The 13,166-nt window shown below is 72.6% G+C and carries 14 protein-coding genes; 5 read left to right on the top strand and 9 right to left on the bottom strand.

Annotated elements, in window-relative coordinates; genetic code table 11:
- Positions 1–39: 39 nt before the first annotated feature.
- The gene (locus tag N864_RS05775) at positions 40–357 is read left to right on the top strand and encodes a MerR family transcriptional regulator (RefSeq protein ID WP_240474225.1); all 318 of its coding nucleotides are present in this window, start codon (positions 40–42) and stop codon (positions 355–357) included.
- Positions 354–581 (top strand): hypothetical protein, encoded by a 228-nt coding sequence (locus N864_RS05770; RefSeq protein ID WP_034714481.1) that lies wholly within the window; start codon positions 354–356, stop codon positions 579–581. The genes N864_RS05775 and N864_RS05770 overlap by 4 nt, the downstream gene beginning before the upstream one ends.
- A gap of 8 nt (positions 582–589) precedes the next feature.
- Here N864_RS05770 and N864_RS05765 read toward each other — a convergent pair whose 3' ends face one another.
- The 7 genes from N864_RS05765 to N864_RS05735 are packed head-to-tail and all read right to left on the bottom strand — an operon-like array spanning position 590 to position 8,266.
- A complete protein-coding gene (locus N864_RS05765) occupies positions 590–2,101 on the bottom strand; it encodes a tryptophan-rich sensory protein (RefSeq protein ID WP_034714479.1) in 1,512 nt (503 codons plus the stop codon).
- A gap of 5 nt (positions 2,102–2,106) precedes the next feature.
- On the bottom strand, positions 2,107–2,832 hold the full coding sequence (locus tag N864_RS05760; protein WP_034714477.1) for a CPBP family intramembrane glutamic endopeptidase: 726 nt from the start codon (positions 2,830–2,832) through the stop codon (positions 2,107–2,109).
- Entirely contained in the window at positions 2,829–4,178 is a 1,350-nt protein-coding gene (locus tag N864_RS05755; RefSeq protein ID WP_034714475.1) for a cryptochrome/photolyase family protein, read from the bottom strand. The genes N864_RS05760 and N864_RS05755 overlap by 4 nt, the downstream gene beginning before the upstream one ends.
- Positions 4,175–4,900, bottom strand: a complete 726-nt coding sequence (locus N864_RS05750) for an SDR family NAD(P)-dependent oxidoreductase (protein ID WP_240474224.1) — start codon at positions 4,898–4,900, stop codon at positions 4,175–4,177. The genes N864_RS05755 and N864_RS05750 overlap by 4 nt, the downstream gene beginning before the upstream one ends.
- A 41-nt stretch (positions 4,901–4,941) precedes the next feature.
- A complete protein-coding gene (locus N864_RS05745; RefSeq protein ID WP_034714473.1) occupies positions 4,942–6,258 on the bottom strand; it encodes an SAM-dependent methyltransferase in 1,317 nt (438 codons plus the stop codon).
- Positions 6,255–6,998: a DUF1365 domain-containing protein gene (locus N864_RS05740; protein WP_240474223.1), complete on the bottom strand. Its 744-nt coding sequence runs from the start codon at positions 6,996–6,998 to the stop codon at positions 6,255–6,257. Before N864_RS05740 ends, N864_RS05745 begins: the two co-directional genes overlap by 4 nt.
- A 2-nt stretch (positions 6,999–7,000) precedes the next feature.
- A complete protein-coding gene (locus N864_RS05735; RefSeq protein WP_034714469.1) occupies positions 7,001–8,266 on the bottom strand; it encodes an NAD(P)/FAD-dependent oxidoreductase in 1,266 nt (421 codons plus the stop codon).
- A gap of 79 nt (positions 8,267–8,345) precedes the next feature.
- On the opposite strand from N864_RS05735, the gene N864_RS05730 reads away from it, so the two are divergent.
- Both N864_RS05730 and N864_RS05725 read left to right on the top strand, forming a co-directional pair.
- Entirely contained in the window at positions 8,346–8,783 is a 438-nt protein-coding gene (locus N864_RS05730; RefSeq protein ID WP_034714467.1) for an SRPBCC family protein, read from the top strand.
- Positions 8,784–8,794: 11 nt separating this feature from the next.
- Positions 8,795–9,745: a MerR family transcriptional regulator gene (locus N864_RS05725; RefSeq protein WP_051518236.1), complete on the top strand. Its 951-nt coding sequence runs from the start codon at positions 8,795–8,797 to the stop codon at positions 9,743–9,745.
- On the opposite strand, the gene N864_RS05720 is transcribed toward N864_RS05725, so the two are convergent.
- A complete protein-coding gene (locus tag N864_RS05720) occupies positions 9,728–10,333 on the bottom strand; it encodes a class I SAM-dependent methyltransferase (RefSeq protein ID WP_034714465.1) in 606 nt (201 codons plus the stop codon). The genes N864_RS05725 and N864_RS05720 overlap by 18 nt on opposite strands.
- Before the next feature lie 148 nt (positions 10,334–10,481).
- Positions 10,482–12,002 (bottom strand): GntP family permease, encoded by a 1,521-nt coding sequence (locus N864_RS05715; protein WP_081793408.1) that lies wholly within the window; start codon positions 12,000–12,002, stop codon positions 10,482–10,484.
- A gap of 223 nt (positions 12,003–12,225) precedes the next feature.
- Here N864_RS05715 and N864_RS23510 point away from each other — a divergent pair, with 223 nt between their 5' ends.
- Positions 12,226–13,023 carry a PAS and ANTAR domain-containing protein gene (locus N864_RS23510; RefSeq protein ID WP_051518235.1) on the top strand — a complete coding sequence of 266 codons (798 nt, stop codon included), beginning with the start codon at positions 12,226–12,228 and terminating at the stop codon, positions 13,021–13,023.
- The last annotated feature ends 143 nt before the right edge of the window (positions 13,024–13,166 follow it).

Raw genomic sequence — 13,166 nt, 5'->3', positions numbered from 1 at the left:
TGACGGTCATAGGTTTGATATAGCACGGGAAGGAAGCGAGTGCAAGAGTCGACCATCGACCTGTCGCCCGCGGCGACGGCGACGCCCGATGCGGACCGCGGCGTCTATGGCATCTCGGTCGCCGCCGAGCTGGTCGGGATGAGCGAGCAGTCGCTGCGGTTCTACGAGACCCGCGACCTGCTCCTGCCCGACCGCACGCCCGGCGGCACCCGGCGCTACAGCGCCAACGACTTGGTACGGCTGCGCCGCATTGGGCAACTGCTGGACGCAGGACTCAACCTCGCGGGCATCGCGATGGTGCTCCATCTGGAGGCAGAGAACGCACAACTGCGCGAAGAGAAGGAGGGCCTGTCATGACCGACTCGACGTTCGAGCACGAGGCGGCGGAGCACGACCTCGTCGAGCAGCAGGAACCGGTGTCGGACGACCCGGACGGCGAGACCGCCGAGCTGGCGGGGGTGGGCGCGACACCCGAGCCGGAGGCCTCGGAGGCCGACTGGCTGGAGCAACAGCTCCCCGTCACCGGCGACGACGCCGAGGACTACCCGCCCGCCGACTCCGCCGGCGACGAGAGCGGGTAGGCGCAGCACTAGTTGCGGCGGGCGATGCTCGTCGTGAGTGCCGTCGCGAAGGCGGTCCACGCGGCATACGGCACCAACCTGGCGCGCCGGGCACTGCTCGACGCGCCCGCCCGGCGCGCCAAGTCCGCCGAGCTCGCGGTCAGCAGGGCGCTCTCGACCGCCGCCACCCAGGGGCGGCGGAACCGCCAGAAGACCACGCTCCAGCCGGCGTTCAGGGACAGGTTCACGAAGAGGGCCCGCCGGTAGGCCCTCGCCTCCTCGACCCTGCCCTGTCGCTCGAGGTCGGTCAGCACCGCGGCGGAGGTCGTCGCGATGTCCGCGTAGAGGGCGGTCCACACGACCGGGAAGGCCAGCTGCGGCGGCTGCCACGGCGGCAGGTCGAGCGACCGGTACCAGACCGCGCCGGTCGTCGTGGCCACCGAGCCGGCGACGGCGGCGGCCGCGGTCGCCGCCGAGGTGACCGCGAGGTTCCGCGGTCCGCGGTCGGGGACCGCGTCCTGGGCCGACGCGCCGACGGCCTCGGCGAACGTCGTGAGACCGCCCGGCGGGGCGCCGACGAGCTCTCGGATGTCGTTCTCCGTGCAGACGACTTCGTGCACGACGCTGTCGATGAGCGTTCGGGCCAGACCGGTGTCCAAGGGCGTGACCAGGCCGATCCAGAGGCTGGCCAGCCGTGGGGTGAGCACGGGCACGGTGGCGATGAGACGTCGGCCGTGGCCGGTCAGCTCGGCGTAGCGCCGCAGCATCTCCTCATAGGTCATCACCTCGGGGCCGCCGATGTCGAACGTCCGGCTCACCGAGTCGGGCAGGCGCGCCGCGCCGACCAGGTAGTGGATCGCGTCCGCGATGGCGATCGGCTGGACCCGGTTGCGCAGCCACTTCGGGGCGATCATGACCGGCAGGCGGGAGGCGAGGTGGCGCAGCATGTCGAAGGACGCGGACCCGGTGCCGAGCACGACGGCTGCCTGCAGGACCGCGGTCGGCACCCCCGAGCCGAGCAGGATGCGGCCCACCTCCTCGCGGGACGCGAGGTGTTCGGACAGGTCCTCACCGCGGGGGTGCAGGCCGCCGAGGTAGACGATGCGGCGCACGCCGGCGTCGCGGGCCGCCCGGCCGAAGTTGCTGGCCAGGGACCGGTCGTGCTCGGCGAAGTCGTCGCCGTCGCCCATCGAGTGGATCAGGAAGTACGCCACCGTCACGCCCGCCATGGCGCGGTCCAGGTCGGCCGGTGACCCGGCATCGCCCTCGACGATCTCGACCCGGTCATGCCACGGCTTGGCCTCGATCCGCGACGCCTTCCGTGCCAGCACGCGCACCCGCCAGCCGTCCCGCAGCAGCGCGGGCACGAGCCGACCGCCGATGTAGCCGGTGGCGCCCGTGACGAGGGCGGTCCCGCGCCCGCCGGGGCCCCCGGGCGCCGCCCCCGGGGCCGTCTCCTCCGTCGCAACGCCTGTGGGCGTCCTGCCGTTCAGGTCGGGCCCGGTCGTCGGTGCGGGACCTGGTCGGGGGTCGTTCGTCATGGCTATCACCTTGCGAGGTTGAGGATCGGATGGAGGAGCAGGAGCATCCCGGTCGACCACGTGACGTGCGTGATGGCGGGGCCGAGGATGCCGCCGGTGACCCGCCGCTGCAGGGCGGTGACGAGCCCGAGGGCCAGGGCCGCCAGGACGAGCAGCGGGACCCCGCTGCCGACGGTCGCCAGGGTGTAGAGGGCGGTCGTCCCGGCGATCGCCGCGTGCGGGGGCAGCGCCGACTGGAGCGCGCCGCGGAAGAAGAGCTCTTCGGCCACCCCGTTGACGACCGTGAGGGCGACGACCAGCGGGAGGGGGCCGGTGTCCGCGTGGTCGAGCAGGGACAGCACGGGGTCGCGCAGCACCGGCACGCGTGCCACGACGAGTGCGCCGGCGAGAAAGACCACGAGCAGCAGTGCGGCCAGCACCAGCGACTGCACTACCGGTCGCGACCGCCGCCCTGCCCGCGTCTGCCCGGAGCCGAGGTGCAGCGGGCCGGAGAGGAGGGCGCCGACGGTCCAGACAGCGGCGAGGGCGAAGCCGAGCCGGAAGAAGGCCGGGTCGCCCGGCCGGACCCGCAGGGTCAGGGCCAGACCGATCCCGCCGACCAGCAGGGTGACCCCCGCGACGAGCCGTCTGCGCCGGACGGCACGCGGAGTGGGACGGGGCGCGTCGACCGCCACCGGCCGGACGAGCGCCGCCTCGAGGAAGCGGCGCAGCTCGGTGACGGGCGAGATCACCGGGGACGTCCCTTGACGACGGCGAGGCGGGCGAGCGCGTCCCGTCGTTCGTCGGCGTGGTCGACGACCCGCTCCGCGTAGCCGCGGTCGTACCCGTCGTCGTGGCGCCACGGCTCGTGGACGGCGGCGCCGGACAGGTGGCGCAGCTCCGGGACCCACCGGCGCACGTAGTCGCCATCGGGGTCGAACCGCAGTCCCTGCGTCACCGGGTTGAACACGCGGAAGTACGGCGCGGCGTCCGTCCCGGTCCCCGCGACCCACTGCCAGCCGTGGTTGTTCGAGGCGAGGTCGCCGTCGAGCAGGTGCTCGAGGAAGTGCCGCGCTCCGACCGGCCACCACGTGTGCAGGTCCTTGACGAGGAAGCTGGCGGTCACCATGCGCAGCCGGTTGTGCATCCAGCCCTCGGCGAGCAGCTGGCGCATGCCCGCGTCGACGAAGGGGTAGCCCGTCCGTCCCGCCCGCCAGGCTTCGACGAGCCCCGGCTCGTCGTCGTAGGGCATCCCACGCAGCTCGTCGCGCCAGTCGTGCCAGGCTGATTCCGGGTCGTGCCACAGCACGTCGGCGTAGAACTCGCGCCACGCGAGCTCGGTGACGAACCGGTCGACGCTCGTGGCCGTCGCGGGGGAGCGTCGCGGCGCGAGGTCCGCGAGCAGGGTGCGCGGGTGCACCTCCCCGTACTTGAGGGGGACGGACATCCGGCTCGTCGCGTCGAGGTCGGGCCGGTCCCGGTCGATGCCGTATGACGTGAGCTCCGTCTCGAGGAACGCCTTCCACCGCTTCAACGCAGCCCGCTCGCCGGCGTCGTCCGGCTCGTCCGGTCCGTCGAGGGGCTCACCCGGCACGCCGGTGCGCCACGCGACGTCCGCCGGGTTGGCCGGTGCCGGCCAGCCCTGCGCGCGCCACGCCCGGGAGAACGGGGTGAAGACCCGGTAGGGGCCGCCCTGAGCCGTCCGGACCGTCCCCGGCCCAGCGGCATACGGGCTGCCGGTCGGGACGAGCCGCGCACCGACTGCGCCGAGCCGTGCTGCGACGCGCTCGTCGCGGCGTCGCCCATAGGGCGTCGTCTCCACGGTGACGTGGACCTCGTCGGCGCCCACCTCGGCGGCGAGGTCGGGCACCACCTCGGCCGGGTCACCCGTGCGGATGACGAGCGCCCCGTCGAGGTCGTCTCGCAGTGCCGTGAGCGAGGCCCGGAGGCGACCGGCACGCGCCCCTGCGGAGCGGAGCAGCGCCGGGTCGAGAACGAAGAGCGGCACGACCTCGTCGGCCGCGGCCGCCGCCGCGAGCAGAGCGGGGTGGTCGCCGAGACGCAGGTCGCGGCGAAACCACAGGATGCTCGTCGTCATGACCCTCCGGACCGGGCGAGGCGAGACGCGACCGCGTCCCAGACCCGCACCGGCAGCACCGAGGCGATCTTCATCAGCACGGCCATCGGCAGCGGGAAGACGATCTCGTGGTCGCCGCGTTCGAGCCCGTCGGCGATGGCCCGGGCCGCCTGGTCGGGCTCGATGAGGAACGGCATGGGGAACGTGTTCCCACTTGTCATCTCCGTACGCACGAAACCGGGCGCAACTGTCGTCACGCGGACGCCGTGGCCGGCCAGCCCGGCGCGCAGGGACTCGAGCAGGTGCAGCTGCGCGGCCTTCGTCGCGCCGTACGCCTCCGCGCCCGCCAGCCCGCGGTAGCCCGCGACGGAGGCCACGCCGACGAGGTGGCCGGAACGGGCCTCGACCATCGGGGGCACCGTTGCGGCGAGGAGGTTGTTCAGGCCGAGCAGGTTGACCTCGACGTGGCGGGCGAAGCCCTCGCGATCCCACCGCGCGGCGTCGAACTGCTGCCACGTGCCGGCGCTCCACACGACGATGTCGGGTCCGCCGAGGCGCTGGTGGACCTCCGTGGCCGCAGCCGTCACCTGGTCGGGGTCGGTGACGTCGCACGGGGCGACGAGCATGCGGCCGGCCGACACGTCGGCCAGCCGGTCCTCACGGCGGGCGCTGATGGCGACGCGCGCACCGCGGGCGACGAGCTCGTTCGCGACGGCCGCACCGATCCCGCTCGAGGCGCCCACGACCCAGCACCGCTGCCCCGCAAGGGTCTTCGCATGCCTAATCACCGGGCGACTCCGGTCGTGGTGGTCTCCAGCCGGAACTGCGCGACGTCGAGGTAGCCGGCCCGGAAGCCCGCCTCGCAGTAGGCCAGGTAGAACTCCCAGGTCAGGCGGAAGGTCTCGTCGAACTGCTCCGAGCGGATCGATGGCCAGACAGCGAGGAAGGTGTCGCGCCAGCGGTGCAACGTCTCGGCGTAGTCGGGGCCGAAGGAGTGCTCGCTCGCCACGCGCAGCCCGGCCGCGGCCGCGTGCTGGCGGATCGCGGTGGGAGAGGGAATGATGCCGCCGGGGAAGATGTGCTTCTGGATCCACCCGTAGGAGTTACGAGTCGCGAGGTAGCGGTCGTGTGACATGAGGATCGACTGCAGGGCGATGCTGCCGCCGGGTCGCACCAGTCGGGCCAGCGTGGCGAAGTACTCCGGCCAGTACTGCTCGCCGACGGCCTCGATCATCTCGACGCTGACGACGGCGTCATAGCGGCCGGTGACGTCCCGGTAGTCCTGCACGACGACCTCGACCCGGTCGCCGAGCCCCGCCTCGGCGATGCGCTTGCGCGCCAGGTCGGCCTGCTCGACGGAGAGGGTGACGGTCGTGACGTCCGCCCCCCGGCGAGCGGCCTCCATCGCGAGGGTGCCCCAGCCGGTCCCGATCTCGAGCAGGCGGGTGCCTCGACGGGCTCCGGCCAGGTCGAGGACGGCCTGCACCTTGCGCTGCTGGGCGTCGGCCAGGTCCTGCTCCGGGAGCGGCAGGTCCGGGTCGAACAGCGCCGAGCTGTAGGTCAGGGTGGGGTCGAGGAACGCCGCGAACAGCTCGTTGCTCAGGTCGTAGTGGGCGGCGATGTTCGCCTGGGTGTGGGCTCGGGCGCCGCGCTGGGTGCCCGGGATCGGCTGGTCCACGAATCGCCGGAGCCGGAGCAGCCAGCCGGGCAGCACCGCTTCGACGCGCTCTGCGTAGGGCGTGAGGGCATCAGCCAGGTCCGTGCCCGGGGCCGCCCGCCACTCGCCCGACGTGTAGCCCTCGCCGATGCCGACCTTCGGCTCGCGCGCCAACCGTCGGTAGAAGGCCTCGGGCCGGACCAGCTCGATCCGGGGCCGGGCCGGTGAGCCGTGCCCGCCGGGCGCCGCACCCGTGCGCCGTGGGCCGGGCGCGGCGGGCAAAAGGGTCCCGTCGGGCAGGGCGATGTCGACCGGCACCCGTCGGGCGGCCATCCGGAAGAGGGTGCGGGCGGCCAGGGCCCGCGCGCCGAGACGCGTGGCACTGGATGACGGCACGACGGGCGCGGGGACGGGACGGGAGATGGTGGGGGTGTGCGTGGTCATCGCACGGCCTCCTTGGGGTGGGGCGGACGGGGCAGGACGGGAAGGCGGCGCCACAGCCGGATGCCGTGGAAGCGGATCAGTGCGCTCACGCGCTGGGTCATCAGGGGATGGGTCAGGGCGACGCGCAGCAGCGCCCGGGTCGTCGCCGGCTCGGGCGTGCCCCGGCTCGTGGCGGTGAGCACCCGCTCGCCGGCGCGGTCGAGGCCGACGACGACGCTGACGCGCCGGCGCTCCAGCCGGAGGCGGATGTCATAGCGGCCGGACACGTCGTTGAAGGGGGAGACGTAGAACTGCTTGTCGGTGGCGGCGCGGCCCGTCTCGTCGACCTCGAGCAGGTAGGCGTGGCGCTCGCCGTAGGTGTTGTGCACCTCGAAGACGGCCGCTCGCAGGTCGCCCCCGCGGCCCAGGCACCAGAACACCGTCAGTGGGTCGAAGACGTGTCCGAGTACCCGGGCGTTCGCGAGCATGAGGAGCCGGTCGTCCGGCTCGACCGCGATGCCGCGCCCGGCGAGGAACCGGACGAGGTCTCCGCGGATGCCGCCGCCGAGCCGGCCCCCGTCGAGGTGGTCGGCGGCCGTGAACCGCGCGAGCGGGCGCAGCAGGGCGGGCGGTTCCGGGAGGTCGTCGAGGTCGACGAGCCACTGGTAGGACCGGTGGCGGAACGCGTGCCGCACGGGGACGCGGCGGGTGTGGGTCACCTCGCCCACGACGAGGGCGGGCACCTGGGGTGGCGCCGGCACGGTCACCACGCGACCCCGAACTTGCGGGCCGCGGCAACGCCCGAGCGGCAGCCGTCCTCGTGGAAGCCCCAGCCGAGATGCGCCCCGGCGAAGGCCAGCCGGTCGCCGCCGGCTGCACGCAGGCGCTCGGCGGCCGCCACGGCCCTGGCGGTGAAGACGGGGTGGGTGTAGCTCATCCGGGCGGTGACGGTCGCCGGGTGGATGCGCTCGGTCGCCCCGAGCGTGACGACGTGCTCGTGCTCGTCGGCCAGGCCCTGGAGCCGGTTCATCCAGTAGCTGACGACGACGCGCTCGGCCCCGCCCACACAGCTGGGGAGGCGGTAGTTCCACGACGCGCGGGCACGCGGCAGGTCGGGCAGCAGGGACGCGTCGCGGTGCAGCCAGGTCTCGTTGCGGGAATAGGTGATCGACGCGAGGTCCGACTTCTCGTCCGGGGTCGCGTCGGCGAGGAGGTCGAGGGCCTGGTCCGCGTGGGTCGCGATGACGACCCGGTCGAAGCGTGCCGTTCCGGCCGCGGTCCGCACGTCGACCGCGTCGTCATGCCGCTCCACGGCGGACACGGCCACGCCGGTGCGCACGTCCGGCAGGCGCTCGGTGAGGCGCTCCACATAGCTGCGCGATCCGCCGACGACGGTCCGCCACGTCGGGGACCCCGTGATGCGCAGCATCCCGTGGTGGTCGAGGAACCGGAAGAGGTGGCGCGCGGGATAGGCGCCGGCGTCCTGGTCGCCACACGACCAGACGCACGCCACGAGGGGGATCGCGAAGTGGCTGATGAAGTAGTCGGTGTAGCCGCCGTGCTCGAGGAACTCCGACCAGGTCGGGTCACCGCCGCCCGTCTCTAGCAGCCGTCGGGCCTCGCGATGGAAGCGGGGGACCTGTCGGAGCAGGCTGACGAAGCGGGGGTCCGCGAGCCGGCGGGGCTGGGCGAGGATGCCGCCGAGGCCACGGCCGCCGGCGTAGGACAGACCGCACTGCTCGCAGGTGATGCTCATGCTCATCTCGGTGGGCCGGGTCTGCACCTCGAGCTCCTCGAAGAGCCGCAGCAGGTGGGGGTAGGTCCGGTCGTTCATCACGATGAACCCGCTGTCGATGCGCAGGGGTGCTCCGGCCGTGCTCGTCACCTCGTGGGTGTGCGCGTGCCCTCCGAGTCGGTCCTCGGCCTCGTAGACGGTCACGTCGTGGGTGCGGTTGAGCAGGTGCGCGGCGGTGAGGCCGGACACTCCTGCCCCGATCACGGCGACGGTGGGCCGGGTTCGTTCTGCCATCTCGATCCTCCAGATTGCTGCGGCGACGGTTTCGACCCTAGAATGTCCGTACAAGGTTTGTCAAAGGTTTGGAGAAGGTATGCACATCGAGCGCACCGTCACGACCGCCGCCCCGCTCGAGGCGGTCTTCGGGTATCTGGCCGACTTCACGACGACGACCGAGTGGGATCCGGGAACCGTGCGGACGAGCCGCGTCGCCGGGGACGGCGGAGTCGGCACGCGGTACCACAACAGGTCCCGGTTCCTCGGCCGGGAGACCGAGCTGACCTATGTCGTCGAGCAGCTCGTTCCGGGCAGCGTCATCCACCTGCGGGGGGAGAACCGCACCGTCGTCGCCGACGACACGATGACGTTCGTGCGGACGCCCACCGGGGGCACCCGAGTGACCTACCGGGCGGCCTTCTCCTTCAAGGGCCCCGCTCGGCTCGTCGCGCCACTGCTGTCGCCGGCGTTCCGCCGACTCGGTGACGAGGCCGAGCGTGGCCTCTACCAGTGCCTCGACCGGCTCGCCGCCTAGGCTGTCGGTCGATGTACACCATCAAGCGGGCTGCCGAGCAGGTCGGGATCAGCGCCGCGACGCTGCGCGCCTGGGAGCGCCGCTATGGCATCGTCGCACCGACGCGAAGCGACGGCGGCTACCGGCTCTACGACGAGAAGGATGTCCGGGCCCTCGCCCTGATGGCCCAGCTCGTCAACGACGGCTGGACGCCGAGCCTCGCGGCGGGGGAGGCGACCCGCCGGCTCGAGGCCGAGGCCGCGCAGGACAAGCGGCCCCGCCCCGCTGTGCCGCTGGGCGTCGAGGACTCCCCGCGCGCGCAGCCATCGTCCGCGGCGTTCGCCGAGGTGCTCGTCGAGGCCGGCGCGGCCCTCGATGCCGAGGCCCTCGCTGCGGCCCTCGACGAGATGTTCGCCGTCGGATCCTTCGAGGCCGTGGTCGACCAGCACCTGATGCCGGCGATGGGTGGGCTCGGGGCGGCCTGGGCGGCGGGCCGGATCAGCGTCGCGGGCGAGCACTTCGTCTCCAACGCGGTGCAGCGGCGACTCGCAGCCGGCTACGAGGCTGCGGCGAGCTTCGCCTCCGGGCCGCCCGTGCTCGTCGGTCTCGGCCCGGGCGGCCGGCACGAGCTGGGACTGCTCGCGTTCGCAGTGGCCGCCCGACGCCGCGGGCTCGCGACGGACTACCTCGGCGCCGACCTGCCCGTCGCCGACTGGGTCAGCGCCGCCCGGGAGCGGGGGCCCGCCGCGCTCGTGCTCGCCGTGCCCACGCCGGACGACGTCGAGCAGGTTGCGGCGGTCGTGGCAGCCGTGCGTCGAGCGCGTCCGGACCTGCTCATCGCCGTCGGCGGCGCTGAGCAGGACCGCGCCCCCGCGCAGGTGCTGCGGCTGGGTCACGACATCGGGACCGGCGCCGCCCTGCTGGCCACGTCTCTCGGCCGGGCCGCCGCCGGCCTCGCCGCCGGGTCAGGGTCGCCGCAGTAGGGCGACGAGGAAGGTCGAGTCGTCCGTGAACGGACGCAGGTCCCAGGCGGACAGCAGCAGGTCGGTCGCGAAGCCGGCGTGGGCAGCATCGTCGAGGAAGGCACTGAACTCGTAGCCCCGCCCGGCACCGAAGCCGATGGCTGCCCGCCCGCCCGGGACGAGATGTGCATGCAGCCGCTGCAGCACGGGCCGCCGAGTGCTCGGCGCCAGGAAGGCCATCACGTTGCCGGCGCTGACGACGGCGTCGAACGGCTCGTTGATGCCCCGTGTGGGCAGGTCGAGCTCGGCGAGATCTCCGACCAGCCACCGCGGCCCCGGGTGGTCCTGCTCGGCCGCGGCGATGAGCCGGGCGTCGCCGTCGACGCCCACGACGTCGTGTCCAACCGAGTGCAGGTGGGCCCCGGTTCGGCCCTGGCCGCAGCCGGCGTCGAGGATCCGCGCGTGCCGGGGGACGAGTGCGTCGACGAGCCGTGCCTCGCCGGCGAGGTCCTCACCGGCACGAGCCATGGCGCGGAAGCGCTCGACGTACCAGTCGGAGTGGCCGGGGTCGGCCGTGATCTTTCGTGTCCAGAGGCTCTGCTCGACCATGGCGACATTGTCGCAACGTGCCAGCCGCCCCACTCACCATGCTGCCGTCCGGGACCCAGGTGGGCGGCATACGGCCCGGGGAGCCGGACTCGCTCGCAAGGTCAGCGACGCGGCATACCCGCTCGCGCGACGCGGGCTGGGGACAGCGTCAGAAGAAGACGCTGGCGAGGAGCACGAGGGCGAAGCCGACGACCGAGATGACGGTCTCCATGACCGACCACGACTTGATCGTCTCCCAGACCGAGAGGCCGAAGTACTCCTTGACGAGCCAGAAGCCGGCGTCGTTGACATGGCTGAAGAAGAGGGAGCCGCAGCCGACAGCGAGCACGAGCAGGGCCAGGTGGTTCGTCGACAACGTCGAGGCGAGCGGTCCGACGATGCCCGCCGCAGTGATGGTGGCGACGGTCGCCGAGCCGGTGCCCAGGCGGATCAGCACCGCGACGAGCCAGCCGAGCAGCAGAGCGGAGAAGTGCACGCCGGTCGCCCAGTCGCGGATGACGTTGCCCACTCCGGCGTCGACGAGGGTCTGCTTGAAGCCGCCGCCCGCGGCGACGATGAGGATGATGCCTGCGACCGGCGGCAGGCTCGCGCCCAGCGTGTTGCTCGACCGCTCACGCCCCATGCCGGAGCCCAGGCCGAGGAAGAAGTAGCAGAAGAGGACCGCGATGAGCAGGGCCACCGTCGGGTTGCCCAGCAGGTCGAAGATCTTGCGCGACGGCGCGTTCTTGTCGCTGACGACGATCTTCGTGATGGCGTCCGCGAGCATCAGGAGCACGGGCAGCGTGATGGCGAGGATCGCGGTGCCGAACCGGACCGGGCGCCGGCCGGGCTCGACCGCCTCGTCCTCGAGATCGCCGAGGTGCCGCTCCGAAGCCTTGGTGTCCTCGCTGTCCTCGGTGCCCGTTCCGGCACGGCCGCCGAGTGCGTTGCGTGGACCTGCCCCGGCTGTCACGAGCGCCGCGGTGTCGGCGTGCTTGGGCACCCACCGGTCGACGAGCTGCGCGAGGACGGGGCCGGCGATGATGACGGTGGGGATCGCGATGATGATCCCGAAGATGAGGGTCCGCCCGAGGTCCGCCTTGAGCAGCCCGATGGCGGTCAACGGGCCCGGGTGTGGCGGCACCAGGCCATGGAGCACCGACAGGCCGGCGAGCGCGGGGATGCCGACCTTCATGAGCGACAGGCCGGTCCGGCTCGCGACCAGGATGACCACGGGCACGAGCAGGACGACGCCGACCTCGAAGAACAGCGGCAGACCGAGGACGCCCGCGATGAGGGCCATGATCCACGGCAGGCCGCCCCGTCCGACACTGCCCACCATCGTCGCGACGATCTTCGACGCGCCGCCCGAGTCCTCGAGCATCTTGCCGATCATCGCCCCCAGCGCGATCAGAAGGCCGACCGAACCGGTCGTCGAGCCGAACCCGTTGGTGAAGCTCGTGACGATGTCGCCCGGCGGCATCGTGGCGATGGCCCCGAGCACGGCGGAGCCGAGCATGAGGGACAGGAACGGGTGCAGCTTGACGACCGTGATGAGGACGACCACGGCGAGGATGCCGACGATGCACGCCACGACGAGCTGGCCGTTGCCCGCATAGTTCGGTGTGTCCGCCATGGGCGCCGCCGTCGACGTCGTCGCCCCGAGCCATGCCGCCGACAGTGTGCCCATCACGCCTCCTGCTCGTCATGGCGCGAAGCGCCCGGTCTGCTGGGCCCGTACCCGCTCACGGCGTCGCCAATGCGCCGGTCGGTGGGCAGCGTCCTTCGAGCGACTGAGGGACAGACGCACCTGCTTCGAGATCGAAGCGGCGACCGCTATCCTGAGGCCTGGTTGAGCCACCAGCCTGCTTGTGTTCCGTCTCCCCAGACGTCAGGTGTCATGGCCGCTCGCCATGGAGCAGGAGAACCTCGGCATGTCGCAGTTCAAGGACTCGGCTCGGCACTTCAGCGAGGCCAGTGCACCACCCGTCGCGGCGTGCCGGTATGACGCCGTCGCCGACATCCTGTGGTGGTCCCCGCAGATGTACGCGCTGTACGGGTTCGCCGTCGGTGAGGTGGTGCCCACTCTGGCCGTCATGGAAACCCACATCCACCCCGACGACCGGCAGACCGTGCGGGCCGTGTGCGCTCCCGCCTGGGCGGCGGGCCGGCCCTTCACGGTGCGCCACCGGATCGTCGATGCCGGGCAGCGCGTCCGCGACGTCATCGCCGTGGGGGAGCCGATCCGTGCCAATGACCGCTGCGTCATGGTGCACCTCTACTTCGTCGACGTGACGGTCCAGCTCGGCAACGACGTGCGAGCCGGTGTCACCACCGCCCTCGAGGAGACGCTCCGGACGCGCGGCGTCATCGACCAGGTCAAGGGTGCGCTCATGCTCGCCTACGGGGTCGACGCCGATACCGCCTTCTCGCTGCTCCGCGGGATCTCGAACAACCACAACCTCCGGCTCGCGCAGCTGGCCCTCTACGTCGCCGACCGGGTGGCCACGGTCGAGCGCGGCCCGGAGCCGGCTCAGGAGACCCTGTTCCAGATCCTCGCCGCGGTCGCCGAGGAGCGTGAGGTGATCGAGGCGTGGCCGGTGCCCGACGGGCAGGGCGCCGTCGGCGAGGTTCCCGCCCCTGACGCGTCGGCGGAGACGCCCGGCGCCCGCCGACGCTCTAGCGACCGGACACGCGACCACAGAGGTTAGCCTGCGGGGATGAGCAACGAGGAGCGGCGCCCGCCGCGGCGGCCGGCCTTCCTGAGCCCGTCCGCCCTCGAGGCGCACGGCGGGTCCTACGATCCGACCGAGGCGCTGCACGCCGCTCACTGGTTTACCTTCCTTGTGTCGGC

This window comes from Intrasporangium chromatireducens Q5-1, from assembly GCF_000576575.1.
GTDB classification, from domain to species: Bacteria; Actinomycetota; Actinomycetes; order Actinomycetales; family Dermatophilaceae; genus Intrasporangium_A; species Intrasporangium_A chromatireducens.
This window is presented reverse-complemented; position numbering and strand designations above follow the sequence as displayed.